This is a genomic window from Kribbella antiqua, from assembly GCF_004345665.1.
GTDB lineage: Bacteria > Actinomycetota > Actinomycetes > Propionibacteriales > Kribbellaceae > Kribbella > Kribbella antiqua.
Map to the genome: position 1 here is coordinate 308,182 of NZ_SLWR01000003.1, position 25,615 is coordinate 333,796.

Sequence of the window (25,615 nt, forward strand, 5' to 3'; positions counted from 1 at the left end):
GATGAAGGAGTTCGCCATCTACACCGGCTTGCGGGCGGCGCTGTTCGGCGTCTGCTTCGCCGTGCTGTGGTTCGCCCTCAACAACTGGCTGACCCTGTTCCCGCTGCTCCTGCTCGCCCTGATCGTGTCGTCGATCCTGTCGATCTTCGTCCTCCGCGCCGCCCGCGACCGCCTGGCCGGCAAGATCAATACCCGCGCGGAGAAGATCGCCCACCGCATCGAGCAATCCCGCACCGCCGAAGACGACGACTGACCCACCCCACCACCCCACCACCTCCCGCCGGCACCACTTGATGGGTTCACCCACCAAGTGATGGGTTCCCCGCCGGAATACGGCCGGGGAACCCACAAGTTGATGGGTGAACCCACCAAATGAGGTCGGGCGTTGAGGCGCCTGGGCTGGGTGCTGGGTTAGATCGTTCGGGCAAGTACGGCGGTCCAGCCGGTGTCGGCCAGTGCCCGCGCCAGCGCCGGTTTGCCGCGTGCGAGCGCCGTACCAGTGGATGACTGGTACGGAGAGTGACGCAGGCCACGTTTGAGATCAGCGGAAAATGCTTTGTGCGTTCCTTCACATGAGTCGTATGGTGGTTGATGAAACGAAACCGTTTCGTTCTATCAGCTACGAGTTGTTGACACAGGGTGATCATGGTCGAGACACGGCACCGTCCACGGGTCGAGGGTGGTCGCGAGGAGGAGATCCTCGACGCGACCGTCGCGCTGGTGGCCGAGCTGGGCTACGACCGGCTGACCATGGACGCGGTGGCGACGGCCGCCAAGGCCAGCAAGGCGACGCTGTACCGACGCTGGCAGACCAAGGCCGACCTGGTCGTCGACGCGGTCACCCGGGCCAAGCGCTGCCCGATGCCGGAGGACGTCGACACCGGCAGCCTGCGTGGTGACCTGATCTCGATGTCGTGCGGCGACGGCGGCTTCAAGGAGGAGCTGCCGATGTCGGTGATGGCCGGTCTGCTCACCGCGCTGCACCGGGACGCCGACCTGCAGAAGGCTGTCCAGGAGCGTTTCCTGGCGCCGCGGTTCGCGCTGGTGAACGAGGTCTACGCCCGCGCCGTACGGCGGGGTGAGATCGCGCCGGGCGTCGATGTCGAGCTGCTGGCGACGACGCTGCCCGCGGTGATCATCCACCACGCGTTCATCCTCGGGGTCGAGCCGACCGACGAACTGATCCTCCGAGTGATCGACAACGTGATCCTGCCTGCGGCGCGGGGGTCGCAGGCGAGCTGACCGGTGAGGGGCCGGCCAGTCCACAAGCACAGTAAGTGAGGGGAATACCAAGCATGTCCGAAAACGTCGTCAAGGCCGATCCGCCGGAAGACCGGCCGATCGACCAGGTGACCGAGCCGGCTGCCAACGGCGGTGGCCATGGCCACCGCAACCTCGGCATCGCGCTCGCGCTGATCTGCATGGCGCAGCTGATGGTGGTGCTGGACGGCACCATCGTCAACATCGCCCTGCCGCACATCAAGGATGAGCTCGGCTTCAGCAACGCCTCGCTGCCGTGGGTGGTGAACGCCTACGCGCTCGCGTTCGGCGGTCTGCTGCTGCTCGGCGGCCGGATCGGTGACATCCTCGGCCGCCGCAAGGTGTTCATCTTCGGCGTCGTCCTGTTCGGTCTGGCGTCGTTCATCGGCGGTATCGCCCAGAGCGAGGAGATCCTGCTGGCCAGCCGGATCCTGCAGGGTGTCGCGGCCGCCGCGGCCTCGCCGAACGCGCTCGCGCTGATCACCACCACCTTCCCGGCCGGCAAGGAGCGCAACCGCGCGATGGCCGTGTACGCCGCCATGTCGGGTGCCGGTGCCGCCATCGGCCTGATCCTCGGTGGCGCGCTGACCGAGGCGGACTGGCGCTGGACGTTCTTCATCAACACCCCGATCGGCCTGATCGTCGCCGTACTGGCGTTCCGCTTCCTGGGTGAGTCGGCCCGGCAGACCGGCAAGTTCGACCTGCCTGGCGCGATCACCGGTACGGCGGGCCTGACGGGTCTGGTCTACGGCCTGACGCACGCGGCGCAGGAGGGCTGGGGTGACCCGGTCACGCTGGCGTTCATCTTCGGCGGCCTGGCGCTGATCGCGATCTTCCTCGGCATCGAGGCCCGGTCGCGGCACGCGCTGATGCCGTTCCGGATCCTTGCGAACCGGACCCGAGGGGTCAGCTTCTTCGTCATGCTCGTCGTCGGTGCGGCGATGTTCTCGATGTTCTACTTCCTGGGCATCTTCGTGCAGAGCATCATGGGCTACAGCGCGATCGAGACCGGTCTCGCCTTCCTGCCGTTCAGCTTCGGCATCGTGGTCGCAGCGCAGGTCGCGTCGACCTTGGTGGCCCGGATCGACCCGCGCTGGATCTCCGGTGCCGGTGGCGTGCTGGTAGCGGCCGGGATGTTCGGGTTCAGCCGGCTCGAGGTCGACTCGACGTACTGGACTCATCTGCTGCCGTACATCCTGGTGCTGTCGTTCGGGATGGGCCTGATCTTCGTGCCGCTCACGCTGACCGCGGTCAGCGGCGTCGCGGCCGAGGACTCCGGTGTCGGTTCCGCGGTACTGAACACGGTCCAGCAGATCGGTGGTGCGGTCGGCCTGGCGCTGCTGGGCACAATCTCCACCAACGCGATCAAGGACAAGTTCACCGAGCTCGCCCCGGGCCTGCAGAAGGCGGCCGAGTCCGGGCAGTCGCCGGAGCAGCTCAAGCAGTTGGAGGGTCAGTTCACCGCGCTGGCGACAACGCACGGGTTCACTCGCGCGTTCATCTGGTCCGCGTTCCTGGCGCTGGGCGCGGCCGTGATCACCCTGGTCGGCCTGTCGATCAAGCACAAGGACCTGGCCACCGACGGCCAGAACGCCGTACACGTGGGCTGATCGCCTGCTAGCTCGAAGGGCTCGCTTCCCGGGAGGGGGAAGCGAGCCCTTCGTCTTTTCTAGAGCTGTTTGCGCATTCTGATGAGCGGGTGGAGTACGCCGTTCTTGTCGTCCCACTCGACTTCCTCGGTGTCGGCGAAACCGTTGCGCAGGTAGAGCTTGTGCGCCGGTTCATTGCCGACCGCAACCGACAGGTTCAGCGTGCGTATGTCGTTGCCTCGGGCCCAATTCTCGACGGCTTGGATGAGTGCGTCTCCGACGCCGCGGCCGCGGCCGGTGGGGGCGATCCACATCCCGACCAGTTCCGCGGCGCCATCCATTGGCAGCCCGCCTGCCATGCCGGCCGGCGTACCGTCGAGGTGCGCGATCACCTGGAAGGCGCCGGGCGTGTTGAGCCGGTCGCGCCAGCGCTGCTCGGATGCGTCGGCCCAGTCCTCGAGGGTCGAGCCGAAGGCATACGGCGCTTCCTCGAGCGCCGCGAGCCGTAGTTCGCGCCAGAGCTTCCAGTCGTCTGCGCCGATGTCACGTAGTTCGATCACGGACGACAGGATCCGTCGTTGTGGTGCGTTGACGCCACTCAGTTTCGCGGCGGGAACCTGGAGGAGACCCAGTCGCGGACGCCGCCGAGGCCGTCGCCCATCTCGCGGAGAAGCTTGGCCAGCGGGTCCTGGGAGCGGTTGAACGCGTCGGTGTACGACTTGGCCGCGTTCTTCGCCTCCTGCGACATCGACGCGCTGCTGTCGTGCTGACGCTTCGGGTAGGTCCCGGAAACGATGGCGGTGTAGTCGCCCTCGTCGACCCAACGCCGCAACTCATGCGCCCGAATGACGGCCAGCGGGTGGGTCTGGGCCTCGAGGAGCAGCAGTTTCAGCACGCTGTCGCGCAGGTCGCCCGCGCTCTCGTACTCCGTCCCCTGCGCCAGGAACGCGGTGGTGTCGAGCTCAGCGAGCTGTCCGCCGCTGGCCAGCTTCATCTGCACCCGCAGCGCGACGGCCGGGTCCTGTACGGCGAGCAGCCCGGCCCGGTCACCAGATAGCTCGGCCTTGCGGGACCACTCGTGCAGGGCGGCGATGATCGCGCGGATGCCGAGGGCACCGATCGGCATCCAGTTCACCGCGCCGGTGAGCCGCATCAGCCAGAACAGCAGCGACTGGTAGAGCGCGTGCCCACTCTGCGCGTGGCCGAGCTCGTGACCGAGGATGAACCGGATCTCCTCCTCGTCCAGGCCCTGCAGCAGGGCGCTGTTGACGACGATGAAGGGCTTGTCCATGCCGATGGTGACGGCGTTCCAGATCGGGCTGTTGGTGACGTACAGCTCAGGCAGCTGGCGTACGTCGAGCGTCGTACCGGCCTCGGTGTACAGCCGGTGCACGGTGGGGAACTGGCGCTCGTCGACCCGGATCGCCGAGCCGAGGAACTGCAGCCGGAAGGCGCGCTCGTTGATCAGCCCGGACAGCTTGCGCAGGACGAAGTCGAAGCCCTTCAGCTGCCGCAGCGCCACCAGGGCACCGCGGTCCGCCGGGTGCTCCCACGCCCGCGAACTGATATCCGTCAACGTCGCCCGCTGCCGCGTCGGCCGCTCGTCGTGCTCGCTCATCGCTCCCCCTGCCTAGACACCATGTCCACCCAACCTAGCTCGCCCGCGGGGTCGCCACGCTCGAGCGGAGATGCAACACCTGCGGCAGAGCAGCTACCGTGACCGGTCGGCAGATCGATGCCGAGGCGGAGGAGAATGCGTGGCGAGCCGTGCCGAGGAACTGCTGGAGATCAATCGCACGCTGCTGCAGCTGGAGCGAGACCTGCGGGTGGCCCGAACCGCGCGGCGTCTGCTGCGCATCGCGCTCCTGGTGCTGCCTGTTCTTCTGTTCGGAGCGTATGCGCTGTACATATCTCCGAACTTCGGTATCGGCAAGAAGCTGATTGCCACCCCGCTCGGTGTCGTCATCGCGGTGACGGTACTCGGTGTGGTGTTTTATGGGATATCAAAGATGGAGGGCGCTGAGAGTCCCGACGATATCGACCTCAAACTCACGGTCGAGCGTGAGCGAAAGGCACACCTGCTCGCGGCGCAGTCGCACCAGCCGAAGCTTCGGCAATACACCTATCGTGAAGAGATCAAGTCTGAGCTCGACGCGCTGCGAAAGGGTGCCGCGCGTTATCGGCGGACCAACAACTACCTCCAGGCCGTCATCATTGTCGGGTCGCTGGCTGCCACCTCGATCACCAGCCTGGCGCTGGCCGAGGAGACTCTGCGGTGGGCGAGTGTGGGGACGACATTTGCGGTGGGTATCGCTGCCGGCTTCACCGGATACTTCAAGTTCCGCGACCGTAGTTTCTATCTGCAGCAGACGGCCGACGCGATCGAGTACGAGCGGAACTGTTTCGATCTCGGGATCGGGCGGTACAAAGGGCGGTCGGAGCAGGAAGCGCTGGTCGAATTGGTGGAGGAGGTCGAACGCCTGCGCGCCGAGCAACGTAAGCGGGAGCAGAACATCGACCAACCGCCTGAGCGGAACGAAAGCTGAGACCCACCCAGACAGCCCCAACCCGGTAAACCTGGTCCGGTCCATCCCCTCGTTCGGGCCGGATCGGGCTCGGGCCGGGGCTGCCTGCTCGGCCCGGCTAACCCCGTCCGGGCCTGTGAGCCGGCCGAATCGGCAGTACCCAACTTGGCTGAGCTTCGGTCAGCTCGTCCCAGGCTGGTTCGGCCCAGCCGGGTTGTGCCGTGTTCCGCCGTACGTCGGCTGCATCGGGCTGTACCCAGCCCGGGCCGAGCCAGCCTCCGGCGATGCCTGTCTGGACGTAGTCCGGCTGCTGTGGGCTTCCGGCGTACGGCGGCTGAGCCCCGGCGCCGGAGTCGTCCGGACGAATCCAGGGGTTGGGGCGGCCATGAGGCGCCACCTTGGCGCGGTCCTCGCGGTTGAGGTGCCAGGCGAGGATCAGGGCGGGCGCCCAGGCGAGCGGAAAGGCGAACATGCCGAGGTGGAGGAAGATGGCGAGACCTCCCATCGCCGGGATGGTGAGAGCGTTTCCGAGCAGCCAGTACCGGAAGGCGTTCCAGAGCGGCCGATTGAGGTCGCGGCGATAGCCGATCACCGCCAGGGTGACGGTCGCGGGCAGGCCGATGGCAAGGCTGCCGAAGAACAAGAAGCCTGCCAGCGTCGCGATGTCGGTGAGTCCGATCTCGAAGCCGAGGGGGATCATGCGTCTCATCGTTCCGGCCGCGAAGCTGGTGACAGAGCGTAGGAATACTCAAACCAGCCCAGTACCACCTACTCTGGCCCGCATGAGTGAGGTTGACGGGGTGTGTCGTGAAGTCGATCGGCGCGACGACAAGGCGCGCGCGTGGGTGTCGGAGGCGATCCGGATCGTCGACGCCGACGCGAACCGGAGCGCGGACACCCATCTGCACGTGTTCCCGATGCCGGCCGTCCTCGGCGTGGACCTGTACCTGAAGGACGAGTCCGTGCACCCGACCGGCTCGCTCAAGCACCGGCTGGCCCGCTCGCTGTTCCTCTACGCGCTCTGCAACGGCTGGATCCGCGAGGGCACCACGGTGATCGAGGCGTCCAGTGGTTCGACCGCGGTCAGCGAGGCGTACTTCGCCCGCCTGCTCGGCCTGCCGTTCATCGCGGTGATGCCGGCGTCGACCAGCCGGGAGAAGGTCGAGCTGATCGAGTTCTACGGCGGCCGCTGCCACTTCGTCGAGCGGTCCGGCCAGATCTACGGCGAGGCGAAGCGGCTGGCCGAGGAGACCGGCGGCCACTACATGGACCAGTTCACGTACGCCGAACGGGCCACCGACTGGCGCGGCAACAACAACATCGCCGAGTCGATCTTCGGCCAGCTGAGTCTCGAAGAGCACCCGGTACCGACCTGGATCGTGGTCGGCGCCGGCACCGGCGGCACCTCAGCCACCATCGGCCGCTACGTCCGCTACCAGCGCTACGACACCAACATCGCGGTGGTCGACCCGGAGAACTCGGCGTTCTTCCCCGCCTTCGAGGCCGGCGACGACGACTACTCCACTGGCCGTCCCTCCCGCATCGAAGGCATCGGCCGCCCCCGCGTCGAGCCGTCCTTCGTCCTCGGCGTGGTCGACCGCATGATCTCGGTCCCCGACGCCGCCTCCATCGCCGCCATGCGCTTCTGCTCCCGCGTCACCGGCCGCCTGGTCGGCGGCTCCACCGGCACCAACCTCTGGGGCTCGCTCCGGCTGGCCGCCGAAATGCGCCGTACTGGCGTCCGCGGCAGCATCGTCACCCTGCTGTGCGACAGCGGCGATCGCTACAGCAACACCTATTACGACGACGCCTGGCTCCGCACCAGCGGCATAGACATAGCCCCCTACACAACCACCCTGGAAACCTTCGCCACAACAGGCCGCTGGTCCGAACCCAACACCTGAGGAGTTTCTCTCCCACGCGTACTGCGCAGCCGCTGGGCTCATCGCCCGCGGTCTGCGAGCTCCTTCGCCGCGTGCTCGCCCTTTCCGGAAGTTAGCTGCCACCGAGCGCGAACTTTGTACCGGAAAGCTGCCGCGACCGAACTGCACCGAGTACGACGGCCGGCGCCGCCGTCGCGGGCCTACCTGCGCTCACGCCGGCCGTCGGCTGCGGCGTCAGGACGGCGTCAGGTCGGTGTCAGAGCGGTTGGCGATGGTGGGGGACATCAACGGTTCAGCGGTGCGCGAGATCGAGCACTGATGTGAGGAGATTCATGATGGGGACTGGTAGCGGCGGCTTCTCGGCGGCGGGGATGGGCCGGGTGCGGGACGTGCTGGAGCGGCACGTTGAGGCTGGGAAGATTCCTGGGGTTGTTGCCTTGGTTGACCTGGGCGGGGAGACGCACGTCGAGGCGATCGGGACGATGCAGTACGACGGTGGCGCGGCGATGAGCCGGGACACGATCTTCCGGATGGCCTCGACGTCCAAGCCGGTCTCGATTGCGGCGGCGATGGTGTTGCTCGACGAGTGCAGGCTGCGGCTGGATGACTCGGTCGAGCAGTGGCTGCCGGAACTCGCCAACCGCCAGGTGCTGAAGCGCATCGATGGCCCGCTGGACGACACCGAGCCGGCGCGGCGGCCGATCACCGTGCGGGACGTGCTGACCTCCACGTTCGGGCTCGGCATGGATATGACGGTGCTGGGTACGCCGATCATGGGCGCGATCTTCGAGCAGGGGCTGACGCCCAACCTGCCAGTGCCGATGCCCGAACCGGACGAGTGGATGCGCCGCCTCGGAACGCTCCCGTTGATGCACCAGCCCGGAGAGCGCTGGCAGTACCAGATCAGCAGCGACCTGGTCGGCGTACTCGTCGCCAGGGTCACGGGCCAGTCGTTCGAGTCGTTCCTGCGGGAACGCATCTTCGAGCCGCTGGGCATGAAGGACACCGGCTTCCACGTGCCCGAGGACCAGGTCGACCGGATGCCGACCCTCTACGCCCCCGACCCGGCGACCGGAGAGTTCCTGGTGTGGGACGAGGCCAAGGGCGGCCGGTGGAGCAGCCCTCCACCGTTCCAGGGCGGCGGTGGCGGGTTGGTCTCCACGGCCGACGACTACCACGCGTACTTCCGAATGCTGCTGAACGGCGGAATGCACGGCAACGAGCGGATCCTGTCCCGGCCCGCCGTCGAGCTGATGACCACCAACCGCCTCACACCGGAGCAGACCGCCGCTCGGACCGCCCTCGCCCGCGACGCCGTCCACGTGTCGTTCGGCCAAGGACAGCACGGCGGTTGGGGCTTCGGTATGGCGGTACGCACGTACCGCGGTGACTACGCGCCCATCGGCCAGTTCGGCTGGGACGGCGGCAGCGGCACCTCGACGTACGCCGACCCCACCAACCAGCTCACCGGCATCCTCCTCACCCAGGTCGGCGCCTCCGCCCCCTACTCAATCCACCTCATGCACGACTTCTGGACCACCCTCTACCAGGCCGTCGACAACTAACCCCGCACCAGGCAGGCCGCCCGAGCCCCTCGGGCGGCCCAAGCCTTTCCGGAACAAAGTTTGCGCTCCGTGGCAGTAAAGTTCCGGCAACCGCCGGAGCGCGCGGGGAGGTCTAGCTGCCGAGGGTTAGGCCTATTGCCAGGCCGAGGGCGTAGAGGAGTTCGGTTTGGCCGGTGGCTTTGAGGACTGGGATGAGGGCGGGGCCTACGGCGTCGCTGAGGACTACGCGGGTGGACTTGATCGCCAGGGGGACGGCGATGAAGGCGAGGAGGGTCCAGGGGGTGGCGATGGCGGAGATGGCGGCGAGGATGAAGGCTAGGGCGATCAGGGCGGCGTAGAGCTGCCTCGACCGGGCAGCGCCCAGTACGACGGCTAGCGTGCGCTTCCCACTCACCGTGTCGGTGGGGATGTCGCGGAGGTTGTTGGCGACCAGTAGGGCGCAGGCGATGGAGCCGATGGAGACTGCGCCGGCGACGGCGGTCCAGTTCAGCTCCGACGCCTGGACGTAGGTGGTGCCGAGTACGGCGACCAGGCCGAAGAACAGGAAGACGCTGACCTCACCCAGCGCGCGGTAGCCGTACGGGCGCTTGCCGCCTGTGTAGAACCACGCCCCGACGAGTGACGCCGCTCCTACGACCAGCAGCCACCAGTTGGAGGTCGCGCAGAGGATCACCCCGAGCACGGCGCCCACACCGAAGCAGGTAAAGGCTGCGGTCTTCACCTGTCCCGGAGTGGCGACCTTGGAGCCGACCAGACGCAGTGGGCCGACCCGGTTCTCGTCCGTACCGCGGATGCCGTCGCTGTAGTCGTTGGCGTAGTTGACCCCGATCTGCAGGGCCAGTGCGACGCCCAGGGCGAGCAGCGCCTTCCACCAGACGAAGCCGTCCAGGTACGCGGCCGCGCCGGTTCCGACGAGGACAGGGGAGATCGCGGCGGGCAGCGTGCGTGGGCGCGCGCCTTCGATCCACTGGGCAGGGGTGGCCATGACCGTCGATTGTGTCAGCCACCCGGCAGGGGCCCGCAGCGAGGGCCGTACGCTCGGAGTGACATGTCTACCTTGCGCCTGGTCCCTGGTACGCCGGATGCCGTGCTGTCCGCGCTCACCGCCGTACTGGATGGCAGTGGTACGCCGTTCGCGCCGGTGCCGACTGATCAGGCAGCGGCGGCCCGGGTGAAGCAGGCGGCTGCGCCCGACCAGCCGCTGGAAGACGACTGTGCTGTAGTGCTGACCACATCCGGGTCGTCGGGCGAGCCAAAGGGCGTACTGCTGTCGCGGGAGGCGCTGCTCGCGTCTGCGAAAGCCACCCACGACCGGCTGGGCGGACCGGGCCAATGGCTGCTTCCAATGAAGCCGTACTACGTGGGTGGGCTGCAGATCCTCACACGGTCAGTGCTGGCCGGTCTGGAGCCTGTGATCCTCCAAGAGAGCTTCACCGAAGCGGCTGCCTCCATGACGGGAGTACGCCGCTACACCGCCATGGTGCCGACCCAACTCGCTCGCTACCTCGAGACGGACCTCGACGCACTGCGCTCGTTCGACGCCATCGTCATCGGTGGCGCCGCCACGCCGGCACCGTTGAAGGAGCGCGCGGCCGCAGCGGGGGTCACCGCGATCCCGGCGTACGGGATGACAGAGACCGGCAGTGGCTGCGTGTACGCCGGCGAGCCACTCGACGGTACGTCGATCGCGCTCGACGACGGGCGGATCCTGATCAAGGGCACCACGCTGTTCTCCGGCTACCGGCTGCGGCCGGAGCTGACGGCGGAGGTGCTGCAGGACGGCTGGTTCCGGACGCAGGACCGGGGACACCTAACAGGCGGCCGGCTTGAGGTAGTCGGCCGGGTCGACGACGTGGTCATCTCCGGCGGGGTGAATGTCACGCTGCCGTCCGTACAGTCGCGACTGCTGGAGCATCCGCGAGTCAAGGACGCTGTGGTGCTCGGAGTGCCGGACGAGGAGTGGGGCACGCGAGTGGTCGCCTTTGTCGTGGGGGAGCCGGGGCGCGACGAGCTGCGCGACTTCGTGGCGGAGGCGCTGCCGCGGACCTGGGCACCGCGCGACGTGGTGCGGCTCGACGCGCTGCCGATGCTTGCCTCGGGCAAGATCGACCGGCAGCGGTTGCTGGAGGGCGTGCGGTGATCACCTACTCCATCGGCTTGAAGAACAAGTTCCGCGGGATCACAGTGCGCGAGGGCATGCTGTTCGAGGGTCCTGCGGGGTGGGCCGAGTGGAGCCCGTTCCTGGACTACGACGACGCCACCTGTGTCGCCTGGCTCCGGGCCGCGCAGGAGGCGGCTGTCGACGGCTGGCCGGCGCCGGTGCGGGACGTCGTACCGGTGAACTGCACTGTGCCGGCGGTGGACCCCCTCACGGCGGCGGAGATTGTACGGCGTTCTGGCTGCAGCACGGCCAAGGTAAAGGTGGCTGAGCGCGGCCAGACGCTAAACGATGACCTAGCCCGAGTGGAGGCCGTGCGGGACGCAATCGGGGCGTCGGGGCGGGTGCGCATCGACGCCAACGGTGGCTGGTCGGTGGACGAGGCCGTCCGATCGCTGAAGCAGCTGGACAGATTCGACCTGGAGTACGTCGAGCAGCCATGTGCTGCCGTGGAGGACCTGGCCGCTGTACGTCGACGTACAGAAGTACCGGTGGCGGCAGATGAGTCGATACGCCGGGCTGAGGACCCCTTGCGGGTGAAGGAGCTCGAGGCCGCGGACATCGCCGTACTGAAGGTGCAGCCCATTGGCGGCGTACGGGCGTGCTTGGACATCGCTGAGCAGCTCGGACTGCCGGTAGTGGTGTCTTCGGCGCTGGAGACCTCTATAGGGATCGCTGCTGGGGTTGCGCTTGCTGCTGCGTTGCCGGAGCTGCCTTACGCGTGTGGGCTCGCGACGGTGTCGATGTTTACGCAGGAGGTCGTTGCGGAGCCGTTGCTGCCCGTGGACGGCGTACTGCCCGTGAAGCGCGTGCAGCCGGACCCTGCGCTGTTGGAAGCGTGCCGTGCGGATGCGGCCAGGAGTGCTGTGTGGGAAGAGCGGATGGCCCGAGTGCTGAAGGAGAGTGCGGGATGAACCCGTCGACGGCGTTCGCCACTGTGGTGGTCGACGAGCTGATCCGCTGCGGCGTCCGGGAGGCCGTGGTGGCGCCCGGCTCGCGCAGTGCGCCGCTGGCCTTGGCACTGGCTGCTGCGGACCGTGAAGGACGACTGCGGCTGCACGTGCGGATCGACGAGCGTACGGCGGGGTTCCTGGCGATCGGGCTGATCCGAGGGACTGGACTGCCCGTGCCGGTCGTGACGACGTCCGGCACCGCAGTCGCGAACCTGCACCCGGCCGTACTGGAGGCCTCGCACAGTGGGCTGCCGTTGATCGTGCTGAGCGCGGACCGGCCGCCGGCCTTGCGGGGGAGCGGGGCCAACCAGACGACGGACCAGCTGAAGGTGTTCGGGTCTGCAGTGCGCCAGTTCCACGAGATGGGCACGCCGGTGCGCGAGGTCGGCCAGGTGGCGTACTGGCGCTCACAGGTCGCACGGGCCGTGGCCAACGCAGTAGGCGCCCGGTCAGCCGATCCGGGACCGGTGCACCTCAACTGCCCGTTGGCCGAGCCATTGGTGCCTACTGATGGACCGGAGTGGCCGGAGCCGCTATCCGGTCGCAGTACTGGGCCATGGACTGCTGTGCACGCGGCAGCCGGGCAGCCGTCGGCCGTCCAGCCTGGGCCGAAGACTGTCGTCGTCGCGGGGGATGGTGCGTCGCAGGCCGCGCGTTTGGCCGCAGAGGCCGGCCAGTGGCCGTTGTTCGCCGAGCCGTCGAGCCGGGCGCGGACCGGACCGGCGGTCGTCTCGGCGTACCGGTTGTTGCTTCAGGCAAGCTCTCTGGCCGGCGAGATCGAACGGGTGCTGGTGTTCGGGCATCCGACGTTGTCGCGGCCAATCGCCAAACTGCTGGCGCGGCCCGACGTCGAGGTGATCGTGGTGTCACCGACCGGTCTTTGGCCGGATGCCGCACGCCGGGCGTCGGCGGTGGTGACCGGGCTCGAGGTCTCGGCCGCCGACACCACCGACTGGCTCGAACGCTGGCAGCACGCCGACCAACTGGCCCGGCCCGCGATCGACAAGGTCCTCGCCGACGGCATGAACGGCCCGGGGATCGCCGCCATCGTCGGTGAAGCCGCCGGCGCCGACGGCATGCTCGTCGTCGCCTCCTCCAACCCGATCCGCGACCTCGACCTCGCCCCGGCCGTCCCCATCCGTACGGTCGCCAACCGCGGGCTGGCCGGCATCGACGGGACCATCTCCACCGCTGTCGGAGCTGCCCTGGCCAACGGCGGTCCGACGTACGCGCTGATCGGTGATCTCGCCTTCCTGCACGACAGCAACGGCCTCGTCATCGGGCCCGACGAGCCTCGCCCGGACCTGCGCATCGTCGTCGTCAACGACAACGGTGGCGGCATCTTCTCCACCCTCGAACAAGGCGACCCCACCCACGCCACCCACTTCGAGCGCATCTTCGGCACACCCCACCACACCAACCTCGAAGCCCTCTGCGCCGCCACCAGCACGCCGTACCACCTGGCCGAAACCCCCGAAGCCCTCCGTGCCGCCCTGACCCCCACCGTCGCCGGCATCGACGTCATCGAAGCCCGCATCTCACGCACCACTCACCGCCCACTGAACGAGGCGCTCGTGGCCGCTCTCACCCAGCCGTAACCCGAGCCGGGGCCTCAACAGCGTCGGTCACCCTCAACCGTCGCGCCGGATGCAGGGTGCGCAGGTGGTTGAGCAGCGGGGCGATAGTCGCGATCGCCAACGCTGTGGTGGTGAGGATGGGGATGGTGGCGCCACGGAGTGAGGAGTTGAGGGGCGCTGCGATGGTGAGGATGAGGCTGACTGCGGTGATGGTGGTGGTGAGCTGGCGGCCGGGCCGTGCGACGGCCAGGAACGGCAGGCACCACAGGAAGTACCAGTCGTGCGCGCTGGGCCCTAGAAGGACGACGGCGAGCAGAGCGATGCCGACCGCTCGGGCTGCGTGGTGAATGGACGAGCGGAGGCTCAGTACGGCGATCAGCCCGACCGCGACGAGCATGCCGACCAGCCGGACCACCTGCAGCGCCTGCGAAGCGGCGTTGTCCTCGCCAAGCCACTCCAGTACGCCGGTAGCCGCCATACCGAGCAGGTTCGCGATAGAGAACGGTGAGCGGACCAGCCCTGGTACGTCGAGTGCGCCCATCCAGCCGGAGCCCACGCCGGTCAGCTCGCCGATGGTGACCAGCGTGAGTACGGAGACCGCTCCCGCGATCGCAAGACTGGCAAAGCGCAGTGCACGCCCAGCCAACGGGCTCATCACCGCAGCGATGGCGATGACCACCAGACCACCGGGCAGCTTCACCGCAGCCGCAGCGCCCGCGACAACCGCCGCAGTACCCCAGCGACCCGTCAGTGCAAGGGCAAACGCGCTACAAGCCAGCCCCAGCATCAGTACGTCGTTGTGCGCCGCACCGATGCCATGAGTGATCAACACCGGGTTGGCGACGACCAGCCAGCTGGCGAACACCGGATCGACCCGGCATGCCGTCGCAAGCCGCGGCACGGCCCAGGCGATCAGCACAATGCCCAGGACGGCGAGCAGCCGGTGCGCCAGCATCAGCAGGTAGGGGTCCATCGTCAGCCGCGCGACCAGACCGCCGTACGCGAGAGGCAGGGGTCCGTACGGCGCTGGGGTCGCCATCCACATCGGGTCGACCGCCTCGACGATGTGGCCCGACAGAACGCCGGGGCCTACGTCGTACGGGTTGAAGCCTTCGGCAACGAGCGCTCCCTGCGCGGCATAGCTCCAGGCATCGCGGCTGAATAGTGGCGGTATGAGGAGCAGAGGTGCGCTCCAGCACGCTGCCATGCGCAGCACTGGTGGTCGTAGTCCCGCTATGACCTGACGGCCCACGGACAGCCAGGCCCAGGCCATCAGCCCGAGTCCGGCGACCATGAACGTGAGCCCGACCATGCGGCCTGGCAATGAGTCACGCAGCGGGAACGACGCCACCCATGAGGAGGGCGGGACCACCGAGGTCACCAGGCTCGCCAGGGCGACTACGACGGAGCCGACCACCCCACGGACGATCGGCGAGCGCATGGCCGGAGGCTAACCCGGCCGGGCGACTCCCCGATGAACACCCGGTAGCTCAAGCGGATTCCTTCCGGAACGTACGGGCGCCGGCGGCCAGGCCGATGACCGTCAGCAGGACCACCCAGAACAGCCCCCACAGCGAGGCGCTAGTGGCGATGTCGCCGCGGAACAACGCCCGTACGCCGGTCACCACGTGCTTCAGCGGGCTGATGTCGGACAGCCGCTGCAACCACGTCGGGCCGATCTGCATCGGGAGCAGGATGCCGGACAGCAGCAGCAACGGCATCGCGATCCCGTTGAGCAGCGGCGCCAGCGCGTCCTCGCTCTTGGTGATCAGCGCGACCGAGTACGACAGCGACGCGAAGGTCGCACCCAGCAGGGCGACGATCACCAGTGACAGCAGTACGCCGCTCCACGGTGCCCGCAGGCCCAGCGGCAACGCGGCGACCAGCAACACCACCGACTGCACGATCAGTACGACGACATCCCGCAGTACTCGGCCGGCCATCAAAGCGATCCGGGACGCCGGGGTGACGCGGTCGGCCTCGATCACGCCAGCCCGGTACTCCGCGATCAGGCCGAAGCCGACGAACATCGCGCCGAACATGCCGAGCTGCACGATCAGGCCGGGAATGAACACCTGGTAGGCGTTCGTGGTCGCGCCCTGGCTGATCTGCGCGGTGATCGGCTTCAGCAGCGGGCCGAACAGGAACAGGTACAGCAACGGCTGGCTGAGCATCAGGACCGACCACATCGGATTGCGCACCGTCAGCCGCATGGAGCGGTGGAAAACGATCCACGTTTCGCGGAGCACGGTCATGCCGCGGCCTCCTCTTTCGTCGTCGTACCGGAGTCGTCGCGCAGGGACCGGCCGGTCACGGTCAGGAACACGTCGTCCAGCGTCGGGCGGTGCACCTCGACGCCGTGCAGTTCGATGCCCTGGGCATCGATCTGGCGGAGCAGCAGCGGCAGCACCGAACCGCCGCGCGGGATCCGGAAACCGACCACGTCACCGTCGGTCTCGATCTCGGCCGCGCCGTCCAGTTCCTGCACGATCTTGCTCACCGCGGGCGCCTGGCCGGCATCGGCGAGATCGATCCGGACCGCGTCGCCAGAGACCTGCTGCTTCAGCTCCTCGGGGGTGCCGGAGGCAACGATCTTGCCGTGGTCGATGACCAGGATCCGGTCGCAGAGCGCGTCCGCCTCGTCCAGGTAGTGGGTGGTGAGGAAGATGGTGGCACCGCGGCGCCGCAGCTGCCGGATGTGCTCCCACAGGTTCGCCCGGGCCTGTGGGTCGAGCCCGGTGGTCGGCTCGTCCAGGAAGATCAGCTTCGGGTCGTGGACCAGCCCCATCACGATGTCCAGCCGGCGCCGCTGGCCGCCGGACAGGGTCTTGCACTGTCGCTGCCAGAGGCCGGACAGGTCGAGTTCCTCGAACAGCCGCTGCCCGTCCGCGATCGCCTTCCGCTTCGGTACGCCGTACAGCCGGGCATGGTCGACGACTTCGTCACCGGCGATCGCCTCCGGCAGGGTCGAGCCGCCCTGCGGCACGTAGCCGATGCCGCGGCGGACGCCGACCGGGTCCTTGGCCAGGTCGCAGCCGGCCACGGTCGCGGTGCCGCTGGTCGGCGTGATCAGGGTGGCGAGCATTCGCATCGTCGTGGTCTTGCCGGCGCCGTTCGGACCGAGGAAGCCGACGATCTCCCCGTCGGCGACCTGGAGGTCGACCCCCTGCACGGCTGGTACCGACCCTCGCTTGGTCTTGAAGGTGCGAACAAGTCCGCGAGCTTCGATCATCATGCCGTCAAGTCTGAGTGATCAACCTTGAATAGTCAATGTTGATTAGTTGAGGTGGGGTGCAGGCGCCGCGGCGCTGGTGGGCGTGTGCGGGTAGCTCACCCGGGTGGTCCCGCGCCTGGGTGAATTCTGCGGCTGCGGCCGATGGCGGCATGTTTGACCGATGGCGCGAAGTATCCCGCTATCGAGCACATAACCCGCTATTGGCCGCCCTGGGGCCGGCGCTCGGGCATGGGCGGGAGGTCGTGGCGAGGGCTGCAGGCGAGGAGTGCTGGGGGTGTGGAGGCGGCTGATGGTGAGGACGGAGGAGAGTCGTGAGAGGGGCCTGCGGTTAGTTGGTGGGTGGGTTCGGGATTTCGCCCCAGTGGGTGACCATGCCGGGGTAGGGCTGCCAGTCGGCGGGTTCGCCGGCGAAGGAGTAGGCGCCGTCGGTGACGCGCTGGTGGAAGGCACGGGTCCACTCGAGCTCGCCGGTGGCGCGGGCGTCGACGATCCGGAACATCTCGACGACGTGGTTCGGCGTCCCCGGGTCCTCCAGGACCTGCCGCTCCGCGAACGGCTCCGCCTTCTGCTGCTGCTCGAGTTTCACGATGCGCGCCTCGAGCGCGGCCAGCACCTCGTCCCGCCGCAGCGACCACAGGAAGCTCAGCGCGGCCTGCATCCGGTCCGGGTGGAAGCTGTCCACGTTCCACAGCAGTTCCCGCAGCAGCGTGAAGTACTCCGTCTCGCCGTCGGCCGTCAGCTTGTACGACGTACGCCCGGGCCTGTCGCCCTCCTCGAGCTCCTGCAGGTACCCGTGTTTGGCCAGCGTGCGCAGGCCGGTGTAGATCGAGCCCGGGTTGATGTTCGCCCACTGCTGCACGTCCCAGGTGAGCAGCTCGCGGCGCAGCTGATAGCCGTACGCCGGCTGGAAGATCCGCACGACCCCGAGCAGCAGCAACCGCGTGGTGGACATGCTCGCAGTGTATGAGTCTGACCAGAGGCCGGCACCTTCATCAGGTCACCGATGCGGCCACAGAACTGGTGATCAGTGGGCGGGGTGGGTGCAGACGGACCATGAGCTCCAGGTCGACTGAGCGGTCCCTCTTGGCCAGTTGTACGTCGTCGAGGGACAGGGATGCCGTGACGACGCACTCGCCGCCGCGCAGCGCGGTCAGAGTGCCAGCTCTGACGATGGCCTGCAGTGCGGTCAGCTCGAAGACGATCTCGAGTTCGAACTTGAAGGAATGGATCCGCACCCCGTTGGCGACGAGGTCGACATGTGGTGAGTACGTCGACCTGACGGTGTGCGCCGCGAGCGGAACGATCTCCTCGCTGCCACTGACGGCCAGAGTACGGCGCGCCGCGTCGGTGAGCTTCGCGTACTTCTGCCAGGCCGACAGCAGGACGTCGCCGAGATCCAGATTCAGCAGGCCGTCGGTGATGGTGCCGATCTCATGGTCGACGACCGCGATCGACGATGCCGACAGCCGGCGTACCGAGCGCAGCGCGGTCCGGGTGCTGCCGAGCTCGTCGAGCGCGGCACCCAGGGCTTCGACCGTCTCGGCCGCGGAGCCGAACAGGAGCGCGTCGGCGCTCAACGGCGCCTGGACGATCGGATCGTCGATCAGAGTTGGAACGGTCATGTTCAGACTTCCTCGAGGGTGTGCGTGCCGGCGTCGGCGTGCGGCTCAATCCGTACGACCGGCATCGCGGGCGATCGGTTCGATTCCGTGATCCTCGGACCGCGCAGCGCAGTCTGCCGTACGACGACCTTGACCTTGTTGCGAACAAAACTCTGGTCGAGCCGTAGTCGCACTACGCGATAGATGGCGGCGCCGACGCCCAGCAGCAGCGCCCCCAGCACAACCACGGCCGCCCACGCTGACGACGGCTGATCGAACGTCACGGTGACCGTGGTTCCCACCGGGACGAGCGTGCCGGCCGCAGGCTGCTGGCTCACGATGTCGCGGTCGCTGGCCGAGCCGCCGTCGAACACCAACCCCAGGTCGGACAAGGCCGTCCGAGCTCGATCCGCGCCGTGCCCGACAAGGTCCGGCACCTGGACCATCGGGAGTGCGACGAGAGTCACGGTCACCACGCTGCGGGGTTTCACGAACGTGCCCGCTGCCGGTTTCTGACTTGCGACCGTACGATCGCCGGCCGGCTGACCGCCAAGCACCAAACCTGCACCCGTCAACGCTGGGCGAGCGACATTTACCGTGCGCCCGACCACGTTCGGAACCTGCACCAGCACCGGCGCAACCTTGTCTCGCTCGGTTGTCACGCTGACCGCGCTGCCAACGGGAACCTTGGTCCCGGGCTCGGGGAACTGGTCGCGGATCCGCTCTCCGTCGCCGTCCACCGGGCCCAGCACCAGCCCGCGGTCGCGGAGGATTTCGGCGGCGGCCTCGGTAGTCCTCCTGATCACTCGCGGCACGACGACCAACCGCGTCGCCGAGCCGACCGTGATGTCGACTGCACTGTCGCGGCTCACCGTCTCGCCGGCCTTGGGATCCTGACTCCGTACGACGTCGCCACGCCCGGAAACCCGGCCGAGCCGAAGCTCCGCGGCAGCCAAGGCGGCAATGGCCTGGGCCCGCGTGAGCCGGACGATGTTCGGTACGACGGTCGGCCGCGGCAGGGTGCCCAGATGGATGTCGACCGCGCTGCCGGCCTCGGCCGTGGTCCCGACGCCCGGCTTCTGGCGCTGCACGGTCTCGCCATCGCCAGTGACCTGACCGAGCACCAGCCCTTCCCGGATCAGCTCTTCCCCGGCCTCATCGCGATGCATGCCGATCAGATCCGGCACCGGAACCAACGTCCGGGTGACTTCGAACTCTTCGGTGTAGGCCACGTCCGGGATGTCCGTGCAGTGTGCCTCGACCGTGTACCTAGCAGGCTTCGCGTCCCCGGGAACCCTGAACGACGACATGATCGATCCGTTGGACCCAACCGTCGCGGTGGCAACCTCGGTGCCTGACCACAAGATCTGCGCCGTGTTGGCGACTGCTTGGCGGTTCAGCGCGTTCACCCGGACGACGGTCGGCGCGCACCGATCGAACCCGCCGCCAGTGACGACGACCTCGGTGCCCGGTGAACCGCTGAGCGGTTCGAGCGTCAGCGCCGCCGCGTCGTCGGTGACAGCGCGCGCGGATCCAGCACCTGCCAGCGCGAGTACGCCGGCCAACACGAGCGCGGCCCATCGCCAACGAAATCCACCCATACTGAAACGGACCCCCACCGCCCGCGCGCTGATACCTGCTGCGGCGAAATTGCGGCGCCCGTGGGGTAAATCCGCGCGACGTGGTCACGGGTTCAGGCGTAATCTCCGGTGGCATGGATGTGCGGGTGACGAGTGATGCGAAGGCGTTCGAGGCGAGCGTTTTTCCTTTTCTGCAACAGGATCCGGTGCTGCACACGATCATCCTGAGCAATGTGCATGAGCGCGCCGTCGGCAGCTGTCGCGCGGAAGCCGAGCCGTCGTACTTCGTCTCCGTCCACGACGAGAGCGGTGCCCTTATCGGCGCGGCGATGCGTACGCCGAACCGGCCGGTGTACCTCGGCGCTCTCCGGACGGACCTCGCCGACGTGGTCGCGACGGCGTACCTCGAGCTCGTTCCGGAGCCGGGCGGGGTCGCCGGCGTCAGTGAAGCCACTCGGTGCTTCGCCGAAGCCTGGGCCGCGGCGCGGGGAGTCACCGTGACCGAGGGGCGAGCCTCCCGACTGCACCGGCTTGAGGACCTGACTCTGCTGGCCGCCGCCGACGGCCACGCCCGGCTGATGAAGCCGTCGGAGGTCGAGCTGGTTGCGAATTGGTCGGCCGACGGGTTCGCGGAGCTCAATGGCCCCGACCTCGACTGGGCCGAGAGTCACCTGCGCGAGGAGCGGATGTGGATCTGGGAGGCCGGCGGCGAACCGGTCAGCATGGTCGGGTACCACCTGCCGATCTTCGGTGTGTGCCGGGTGGGTCCGGTCTACACCCCTCCCGAGCACCGTCGGCACGGCTACGCCGGCGCCCTGACCGCACACGTCTCCGGTGAGATCCTTGCGCAAGGCAACCAAGCCTGCCTGTTCACCGACCTGGCGAACCCGACGTCCAACAAGATCTACTACCAGGCCGGCTACCGCCCCGTCGCCGACTTCGTCGACCGGGTCTTCACCACCTGAATACCCCGGCGCGGTCCGTCACGGGATGTCGGTCGACTCGCCCGGGGCCAGGCCGACGTACGGGCGGCCGCCTGCTTCGCTCAGCCAGCGCTTCTGCATGCCGAGGCCGATGGGGCTGAGGAGGGCGTCGTGGATGCCCACAGTTTGCTCCGACTTGATGGCGCGGGCGTACTCGATGGCCGGCGGCAGCGAGAACCACGGGCCGGAGATCGGGACCAGGTTGGTGTGGACGGCGCGGTCGGGCTGGGTGAAGGAGTCGCCCGGGTGGTAGACGGCGTCGTCGATCAGGTAGCCGACGTTTTCGCAGGGGACGCCGAGCTCCGGGAGGATGATCGCGTGGTCCTTGCCGTAGGCACGTACTGCGAAACCGGACGCGTCGAAGGATTGGCCGTCGGCGATGACCGTCACCCGGTCGCCCAGATCGGAGAGCTGCGCGGCGACGCCGGCGTTGGTGTAGACCGGCGCGTCCAGGGCTGAGATGCGGGCGACGTCCAGGTGGTCCGGGTGCTCGTGGGTGACCAGGATCGCGTCGGCGCGTTCGAAGACCGCGTCCTCGCTGAACGTTCCCGGGTCGACCAGCAGTACCTTGCCGTCCTTCTCCAGCCGGACGCAGGCGTGCGCGAACTTGGTGAGCTTCACGATTCAGTCTCCCAACGCATCTCTCATCGGAACCAGCTTGGCGTTCGTCTCGGCCAGCTCGGCGACCGGATCGGAGCCGGCCACGATGCCCGCGCCGGCGAAGATCCGCATCCGCCGCGGGTCGTCCGGGTCGGCCTGGCCGCAGCGCAGCGCGATACACCACTCGCCGTCGCCGGCCGCGTCCATCCAGCCGACCGGTCCGCTGAACCGGCCGCGCTTCATCCCCTCGATCTCCCCGATCAGGTCGCGCGCGACGTCTGTCGGCGTACCGCAGACTGCCGCCGACGGATGCAGCGCGGCGGCGAGGCCGAGTGCGGAGGCTCCGTTCGCGGCGACACCGGCGACGTCGGAGGCGAGGTGCATCACGTTCGGCAGGTGCAGCACGAACGGGGTCTCCGGGACGTTCATCGACTTGCAGTGCGGCTTCAATGCGTCGGCGACCGAGCGGACTGCGAACTCGTGCTCCTCCAAGTCCTTGCTCGACCGGGCCAGCGACGCGGCCAGCGCGAGGTCGTGGGCGTCATCGCCGGTACGACGGATCGTGCCGGCCAGCACACGGGACGTGATCAGGCCCTTCTCGCGCCGGACCAGGAGCTCGGGGGTGGCGCCGATCAGGCCGTCGACGGAGAACGTCCAGCAGTTCGGGTACGCCGCCGCGAGCCGCCGCAACGGCCAGCGCAGGTCGATCGGCTGCTCGGCGATCGCGATCAGGTCGCGGGCGAGCACCACCTTGTCCAGCTCACCGCTGGTGATCCGCTCGATAGCGTCGGCGACGATGCTCGACCAGTCGGTGCCGGACCGGGCACCGTCCGCGAACGCCACGTCGTGCACCGGGTCGGGCTGATGGATGACGAGCTCCGGCGGTGCGGCCAGGGACGAAGCCGGCGAGATCGTGGTCACCCAGGTCGTCCCGCCGCGGCGGCCGACGATCACCTCGGGTACGACGAGCTCACCCGGATCGTCGTCGGTGAACCCGAACGATCCGAAGCAGACCAGTCCGGAGCCTGGTACGCCGACCTCGTCGCGAACCACCGCGGCCCCGACCAGCTCCTGCCACCAGGACACCGCGTCCCGGAAGCGGTTGCTACCGGCAACATCGAGCCGGGCGGCGACACCCCAGCCGACGTGACCGTCGCCACGTCGTACCCAGGCCAGGCCGCCCTCGGTGGGCAGATGGTCCATCAGCTGGGCGGAGACTCCGTCGATCCGCTGGCTCCGGATCACCAGATGGGGAGCCTGGCTCCGAACCGGCTCAGACAAGCTCACCGCACCACTCCTCGCTCGCGCCCCGCCCCCGGATCACGATGGCTAGAGATGCACTCACAAAACGCAAGCGTATGCCCGCCCCATGTCCAGCGAATTTCGGAGCCCGCTCTACCCGTGATGAACTAGACAGGTGACCCGCGCAGATCTGAGCAAAGACCCGCATGCCGTGGCGGCCATGTTCGACAACGTGGCCGAGGGGTACGACCGGACGAACGCGGTGGCCACGATGGGGCTGGAGAAGCTGTACTGGCGGCCGGAGACGTTCAAGGAGGTCGCGCCGCGGAAGGGGATGAAGATCCTCGACCTGGCGGCCGGCACCGGTGCGTCGAGTATCAAGCTGCGGGAGGCCGGCGCCGAGGTGGTGTCCTGCGACTTCTCGGTCGGGATGCTGCGGGTCGGCAAGCGGCGCTACCCGGAGCTGGACCTGATCGCCGGGGACGCCTTGCAGCTTCCGTTCGCCGACGACACCTTCGACGTGGTGACGATCTCGTGGGCGCTGCGCAACGTCAACGACGTCACCGTCGCGCTGCGGGAGATGCTGCGGGTGACCCGGCCGGGCGGGCGGCTCGTCGTACTGGAGCAGTCGCACCCGACCTGGAAGCCGTTCCGGATCGTGTACCTGGAGTACATGATGCGGGCGGTGCCGGTAGTGGCGAAGGCGGTGTCGACGAACCCGGAAGCGTACGAGTACCTGGCCGAGTCGACCCGCGCCTGGCCGGCCCAGGAGCCACTCGCGCGCACCATCGAAGCCTCCGGCTGGACCCGCGTGCAGTGGCGCAACCTCACCGGCGGCCTGGTCGCCATCCACCGCGCGGTCAAGCCCGCTTAATTACGCAAGAAAAATCGCGCGTAAATCGCTTGCAGGCAAGGGAAAGCAGGCCGGTTTCGTGTCCGAGTCAGGCAGTCCTAGACTGTCGGGTGTCGGGGCTTCGTGAATCCCTTCACTAAGTCACGCAGCACTAAGTCACAGTACGAGCGCACATACGCCCAGATGAACCTTCCAGGCCGGGAATCGAGATGAGCCAGAGCGTGCCGAGCGGGCAGCAGGCGGAGACCGCTGATGTGATCGTCGTCGGTGCCGGACCCGCAGGCTCGGCCGCCGCCTACCACCTGGCCAACGCCGGCCTCGACGTCCTGCTGCTGGAGAAGACCGCCTTCCCCCGCGAGAAGGTGTGCGGCGACGGGCTCACCCCGCGCGGCACCAAGCAGCTGATCAACATGGGCATCGACATCTCCGAAGAGGCCGGCTGGATCCGCAACTACGGTCTGCGCATCCAGGGTGCCGGGCACGTCCTGCAGCTCGACTGGCCGGACCTGTCCAGCCACCCGAACTACGGCCTGACCCGGAACCGGATGGACTTCGACGACATGCTCGCCCGGCAGGCGGTCAAGGCCGGGGCGCGGCTGCGCGAACGGACCAACGTGTCCGGCCCGATCCTGGACGACAAGGGCTTCATCGTCGGCGTCACCGCGAAGCCGGTCGACGACAACGGCCGGCGGGCCGGCGCCGACGTCGAGTTCCGGGCGCCACTGGTGATGGCGGCCGACGGCAACTCGTCCCGGCTCAGCATCGCGATGGGTCTGCACAAGCGCGACGACCGCCCGATGGGTGTCGCCGTACGCACTTACTTCACCAGCCCCCGGCACGACGACGACTACCTCGAGTCGTGGCTGGAGCTGTGGGCCGACGACCCGCAGAACCCGGGCCAGCGCAACCTGCTGCCCGGCTACGGCTGGATCTTCGGGATGGGCGACGGCACCGTCAACGTCGGCCTCGGCATCCTGAACACCTCCGACGCCTTCGGCAAGGTCGACTACGCCGACCTGCTGAAGCAGTGGCTGAAGAACACGCCGGAGGAGTGGCAGTTCCGCGACGAGTTCCAGACCATCCCGATCCGCGGCGCCGCGTTGCCGATGGGCTTCAACCGGCAGCCGCACTACACCCGCGGCCTGATGCTGCTCGGCGACGCCGGCGGCATGGTCAACCCGTTCAACGGCGAAGGCATCCCGTACGCGATGGAGTCCGGGGCGTTCGCCGCCGAGGTCGCCGCCCAGGCCCTGCGCCGGCAGCCGAATCAGCGGGAGCGCGCGTTGACGGCGTACCCGAAGGCGCTGAAGCAGGAGTACGGCGGCTACTACACGCTCGGCCGGATCTTCGTGAAGCTGATCGGAAATCCGGAGGTGATGCGGCTGTGCACCAAGTACGGTCTGCCGCGCACCACCTTGATGAAGTTCACCCTGAAGTTGCTGGCCAACCTCACCGACCCGCGCGACGGCGACGTGATGGACAAGATCATCAACGGGCTCACGAAGGTCGCCCCGGCCGCCTGAGCGGCGGGGCGAGTGAGCTGAGCCACAGCGGTACTGATAACACAGTGCTGGTAGCAGTGCCTGTAACACAGCTGACCGGAAACAGACCCAGACAGACCACCGGCTGAAGGAGGGAGCAGGAACCCGATGCACCCTTACGTACCGATCCTCGTTCTCGGTGTGCTCGCGGCGATCTTCGTGGCGGGCACCTTGGTGACGAGCGCGCTGGTCGGACCCAAGCGCTACAACCGGGCCAAGCTCGACTCCTACGAGTGCGGGATCGAGCCGACCCCGCAACCGGTCGGCGGCGGGCGGTTCCCGGTGAAGTACTACATCACCGCGATGCTCTTCATCGTGTTCGACATCGAGATCATCTTCCTCTACCCGTGGGCGGTCGCCTTCGACCAGATGGCGCTGTTCGGGCTGATCGAGATGGTCATCTTCATCGTCACCGTCTTCGTCGCGTACGCCTATGTGTGGCGCCGCGGCGGACTGGAGTGGGACTGACT

25 protein-coding genes are annotated in these 25,615 nt (G+C 68.0%); 13 read left to right on the plus strand and 12 right to left on the minus strand.

Features of this window, described 5'->3' with window-relative positions:
- Window position 1: 1 nt before the first annotated feature.
- The 3 genes from EV646_RS10885 to EV646_RS10895 all read left to right on the plus strand — a co-directional run bounded on the left by EV646_RS10885 (window position 2) and on the right by EV646_RS10895 (window position 2,870).
- A complete protein-coding gene (locus tag EV646_RS10885) occupies window positions 2-253 on the plus strand; it encodes a DUF4229 domain-containing protein (RefSeq protein ID WP_132147002.1) in 252 nt (83 codons plus the stop codon).
- A gap of 392 nt (window positions 254-645) precedes the next feature.
- On the plus strand, window positions 646-1,242 hold the full coding sequence (locus tag EV646_RS10890; protein ID WP_132147005.1) for a TetR-like C-terminal domain-containing protein: 597 nt from the start codon (window positions 646-648) through the stop codon (window positions 1,240-1,242).
- Between the two features lie 53 nt (window positions 1,243-1,295).
- The gene (locus EV646_RS10895; protein ID WP_132147008.1) at window positions 1,296-2,870 is read left to right on the plus strand and encodes an MFS transporter; all 1,575 of its coding nucleotides are present in this window, start codon (window positions 1,296-1,298) and stop codon (window positions 2,868-2,870) included.
- 59 nt (window positions 2,871-2,929) lie between these two features.
- On the opposite strand, the gene EV646_RS10900 is transcribed toward EV646_RS10895, so the two are convergent.
- Entirely contained in the window at window positions 2,930-3,409 is a 480-nt protein-coding gene (locus EV646_RS10900; protein ID WP_132147011.1) for a GNAT family N-acetyltransferase, read from the minus strand.
- A 38-nt stretch (window positions 3,410-3,447) separates the two neighbouring features.
- Window positions 3,448-4,467: a M48 family metallopeptidase gene (locus tag EV646_RS10905; protein ID WP_132147014.1), complete on the minus strand. Its 1,020-nt coding sequence runs from the start codon at window positions 4,465-4,467 to the stop codon at window positions 3,448-3,450.
- A gap of 139 nt (window positions 4,468-4,606) precedes the next feature.
- Here EV646_RS10905 and EV646_RS10910 point away from each other — a divergent pair, with 139 nt between their 5' ends.
- Window positions 4,607-5,395, plus strand: coding sequence for an SLATT domain-containing protein (locus EV646_RS10910; protein WP_199236921.1), 789 nt, complete (start codon window positions 4,607-4,609; stop codon window positions 5,393-5,395).
- Between the two features lie 97 nt (window positions 5,396-5,492).
- On the opposite strand, the gene EV646_RS10915 is transcribed toward EV646_RS10910, so the two are convergent.
- On the minus strand, window positions 5,493-6,074 hold the full coding sequence (locus EV646_RS10915; protein ID WP_132147017.1) for a hypothetical protein: 582 nt from the start codon (window positions 6,072-6,074) through the stop codon (window positions 5,493-5,495).
- A gap of 82 nt (window positions 6,075-6,156) precedes the next feature.
- Between EV646_RS10915 and cds1 the strand changes: the two genes are divergently transcribed.
- Together cds1 and EV646_RS10925 are read left to right on the plus strand one after the other, a co-directional pair.
- Window positions 6,157-7,278: an L-cysteine desulfhydrase Cds1 gene (cds1, locus tag EV646_RS10920; protein ID WP_132147019.1), complete on the plus strand. Its 1,122-nt coding sequence runs from the start codon at window positions 6,157-6,159 to the stop codon at window positions 7,276-7,278.
- Window positions 7,279-7,589: 311 nt separating this feature from the next.
- On the plus strand, window positions 7,590-8,822 hold the full coding sequence (locus EV646_RS10925) for a serine hydrolase domain-containing protein (RefSeq protein ID WP_199236922.1): 1,233 nt from the start codon (window positions 7,590-7,592) through the stop codon (window positions 8,820-8,822).
- A gap of 112 nt (window positions 8,823-8,934) precedes the next feature.
- Here EV646_RS10925 and EV646_RS10930 read toward each other — a convergent pair whose 3' ends face one another.
- The gene (locus EV646_RS10930) at window positions 8,935-9,807 is read right to left on the minus strand and encodes a 1,4-dihydroxy-2-naphthoate polyprenyltransferase (RefSeq protein ID WP_132147025.1); all 873 of its coding nucleotides are present in this window, start codon (window positions 9,805-9,807) and stop codon (window positions 8,935-8,937) included.
- Window positions 9,808-9,870: 63 nt separating this feature from the next.
- On the opposite strand from EV646_RS10930, the gene menE reads away from it, so the two are divergent.
- From menE to menD, 3 genes are read left to right on the plus strand one after another with little or no spacing between them, the layout of a single operon-like run.
- Window positions 9,871-10,962, plus strand: coding sequence for an o-succinylbenzoate--CoA ligase (menE, locus tag EV646_RS10935; protein ID WP_132147028.1), 1,092 nt, complete (start codon window positions 9,871-9,873; stop codon window positions 10,960-10,962).
- Window positions 10,959-11,894, plus strand: a complete 936-nt coding sequence (locus EV646_RS10940) for an o-succinylbenzoate synthase (protein ID WP_132147031.1) — start codon at window positions 10,959-10,961, stop codon at window positions 11,892-11,894. The genes menE and EV646_RS10940 overlap by 4 nt, the downstream gene beginning before the upstream one ends.
- The gene (gene menD, locus EV646_RS10945; RefSeq protein ID WP_132147034.1) at window positions 11,891-13,531 is read left to right on the plus strand and encodes a 2-succinyl-5-enolpyruvyl-6-hydroxy-3-cyclohexene-1-carboxylic-acid synthase; all 1,641 of its coding nucleotides are present in this window, start codon (window positions 11,891-11,893) and stop codon (window positions 13,529-13,531) included. The genes EV646_RS10940 and menD overlap by 4 nt, the downstream gene beginning before the upstream one ends.
- On the opposite strand, the gene mptB is transcribed toward menD, so the two are convergent.
- From mptB to EV646_RS10975, 6 genes are all read right to left on the minus strand, one after another.
- Window positions 13,518-14,951, minus strand: coding sequence for a polyprenol phosphomannose-dependent alpha 1,6 mannosyltransferase MptB (mptB, locus tag EV646_RS10950; protein WP_132147036.1), 1,434 nt, complete (start codon window positions 14,949-14,951; stop codon window positions 13,518-13,520). The two genes, menD and mptB, sit on opposite strands and share 14 nt — an antisense overlap.
- A 49-nt stretch (window positions 14,952-15,000) precedes the next feature.
- On the minus strand, window positions 15,001-15,765 hold the full coding sequence (locus tag EV646_RS10955) for an ABC transporter permease (protein WP_132147039.1): 765 nt from the start codon (window positions 15,763-15,765) through the stop codon (window positions 15,001-15,003).
- Window positions 15,762-16,745: an ATP-binding cassette domain-containing protein gene (locus tag EV646_RS10960; RefSeq protein ID WP_199236923.1), complete on the minus strand. Its 984-nt coding sequence runs from the start codon at window positions 16,743-16,745 to the stop codon at window positions 15,762-15,764. The genes EV646_RS10955 and EV646_RS10960 overlap by 4 nt, the downstream gene beginning before the upstream one ends.
- 328 nt (window positions 16,746-17,073) lie before the next feature.
- Window positions 17,074-17,697 (minus strand): helix-turn-helix transcriptional regulator, encoded by a 624-nt coding sequence (locus tag EV646_RS10965; RefSeq protein WP_132147042.1) that lies wholly within the window; start codon window positions 17,695-17,697, stop codon window positions 17,074-17,076.
- Between the two features lie 40 nt (window positions 17,698-17,737).
- The gene (locus EV646_RS10970; RefSeq protein ID WP_132147045.1) at window positions 17,738-18,367 is read right to left on the minus strand and encodes a hypothetical protein; all 630 of its coding nucleotides are present in this window, start codon (window positions 18,365-18,367) and stop codon (window positions 17,738-17,740) included.
- A 2-nt stretch (window positions 18,368-18,369) separates the two neighbouring features.
- Entirely contained in the window at window positions 18,370-19,947 is a 1,578-nt protein-coding gene (locus EV646_RS10975; RefSeq protein WP_132147048.1) for a PASTA domain-containing protein, read from the minus strand.
- Window positions 19,948-20,060: 113 nt separating this feature from the next.
- On the opposite strand from EV646_RS10975, the gene EV646_RS10980 reads away from it, so the two are divergent.
- A complete protein-coding gene (locus EV646_RS10980; protein WP_132147051.1) occupies window positions 20,061-20,891 on the plus strand; it encodes a GNAT family N-acetyltransferase in 831 nt (276 codons plus the stop codon).
- A gap of 18 nt (window positions 20,892-20,909) precedes the next feature.
- Here the strand turns inward: EV646_RS10980 and EV646_RS10985 are convergent, their stop codons facing one another.
- A complete protein-coding gene (locus EV646_RS10985; protein WP_132147054.1) occupies window positions 20,910-21,530 on the minus strand; it encodes an MBL fold metallo-hydrolase in 621 nt (206 codons plus the stop codon).
- Window positions 21,531-21,533: 3 nt separating this feature from the next.
- Window positions 21,534-22,796 (minus strand): isochorismate synthase, encoded by a 1,263-nt coding sequence (locus EV646_RS10990; RefSeq protein ID WP_132147057.1) that lies wholly within the window; start codon window positions 22,794-22,796, stop codon window positions 21,534-21,536.
- A 130-nt stretch (window positions 22,797-22,926) separates the two neighbouring features.
- On the opposite strand from EV646_RS10990, the gene EV646_RS10995 reads away from it, so the two are divergent.
- The 3 genes from EV646_RS10995 to EV646_RS11005 all read left to right on the plus strand — a co-directional run bounded on the left by EV646_RS10995 (window position 22,927) and on the right by EV646_RS11005 (window position 25,613).
- Window positions 22,927-23,625 carry a demethylmenaquinone methyltransferase gene (locus tag EV646_RS10995; RefSeq protein WP_132147060.1) on the plus strand — a complete coding sequence of 233 codons (699 nt, stop codon included), beginning with the start codon at window positions 22,927-22,929 and terminating at the stop codon, window positions 23,623-23,625.
- 188 nt (window positions 23,626-23,813) lie between these two features.
- Complete coding sequence (locus tag EV646_RS11000; RefSeq protein WP_132147063.1) at window positions 23,814-25,127, plus strand: geranylgeranyl reductase family protein; 1,314 nt, start codon at window positions 23,814-23,816, stop codon at window positions 25,125-25,127.
- 126 nt (window positions 25,128-25,253) lie between these two features.
- The gene (locus tag EV646_RS11005) at window positions 25,254-25,613 is read left to right on the plus strand and encodes an NADH-quinone oxidoreductase subunit A (RefSeq protein ID WP_132147066.1); all 360 of its coding nucleotides are present in this window, start codon (window positions 25,254-25,256) and stop codon (window positions 25,611-25,613) included.
- Window positions 25,614-25,615: the final 2 nt, after the last annotated feature.

Bases quoted from the DNA above. Each gene is read 5' to 3' on its own strand.
- menE (WP_132147028.1), top strand. From the start codon at position 9,871: ATGTCTACCTTGCGCCTGGTCCCTGGTACGCCGGATGCCGTGCTGTCC.
- EV646_RS10930 (WP_132147025.1), bottom strand. From the start codon at position 9,807: ATGGCCACCCCTGCCCAGTGGATCGAAGGCGCGCGCCCACGCACGCTG.
- mptB (WP_132147036.1), bottom strand. From the start codon at position 14,951: ATGCGCTCGCCGATCGTCCGTGGGGTGGTCGGCTCCGTCGTAGTCGCC.
- EV646_RS10885 (WP_132147002.1), top strand. From the start codon at position 2: ATGAAGGAGTTCGCCATCTACACCGGCTTGCGGGCGGCGCTGTTCGGC.
- EV646_RS10980 (WP_132147051.1), top strand. From the start codon at position 20,061: ATGGATGTGCGGGTGACGAGTGATGCGAAGGCGTTCGAGGCGAGCGTT.
- EV646_RS11000 (WP_132147063.1), top strand. From the start codon at position 23,814: ATGAGCCAGAGCGTGCCGAGCGGGCAGCAGGCGGAGACCGCTGATGTG.
- menD (WP_132147034.1), top strand. From the start codon at position 11,891: ATGAACCCGTCGACGGCGTTCGCCACTGTGGTGGTCGACGAGCTGATC.
- EV646_RS10925 (WP_199236922.1), top strand. From the start codon at position 7,590: ATGATGGGGACTGGTAGCGGCGGCTTCTCGGCGGCGGGGATGGGCCGG.
- cds1 (WP_132147019.1), top strand. From the start codon at position 6,157: ATGAGTGAGGTTGACGGGGTGTGTCGTGAAGTCGATCGGCGCGACGAC.
- EV646_RS11005 (WP_132147066.1), top strand. From the start codon at position 25,254: ATGCACCCTTACGTACCGATCCTCGTTCTCGGTGTGCTCGCGGCGATC.
- EV646_RS10955 (WP_132147039.1), bottom strand. From the start codon at position 15,765: ATGACCGTGCTCCGCGAAACGTGGATCGTTTTCCACCGCTCCATGCGG.
- EV646_RS10890 (WP_132147005.1), top strand. From the start codon at position 646: ATGGTCGAGACACGGCACCGTCCACGGGTCGAGGGTGGTCGCGAGGAG.
- EV646_RS10970 (WP_132147045.1), bottom strand. From the start codon at position 18,367: ATGACCGTTCCAACTCTGATCGACGATCCGATCGTCCAGGCGCCGTTG.
- EV646_RS10905 (WP_132147014.1), bottom strand. From the start codon at position 4,467: ATGAGCGAGCACGACGAGCGGCCGACGCGGCAGCGGGCGACGTTGACG.
- EV646_RS10915 (WP_132147017.1), bottom strand. From the start codon at position 6,074: ATGATCCCCCTCGGCTTCGAGATCGGACTCACCGACATCGCGACGCTG.
- EV646_RS10975 (WP_132147048.1), bottom strand. From the start codon at position 19,947: ATGGGTGGATTTCGTTGGCGATGGGCCGCGCTCGTGTTGGCCGGCGTA.
- EV646_RS10960 (WP_199236923.1), bottom strand. From the start codon at position 16,745: ATGATGATCGAAGCTCGCGGACTTGTTCGCACCTTCAAGACCAAGCGA.
- EV646_RS10895 (WP_132147008.1), top strand. From the start codon at position 1,296: ATGTCCGAAAACGTCGTCAAGGCCGATCCGCCGGAAGACCGGCCGATC.
- EV646_RS10965 (WP_132147042.1), bottom strand. From the start codon at position 17,697: ATGTCCACCACGCGGTTGCTGCTGCTCGGGGTCGTGCGGATCTTCCAG.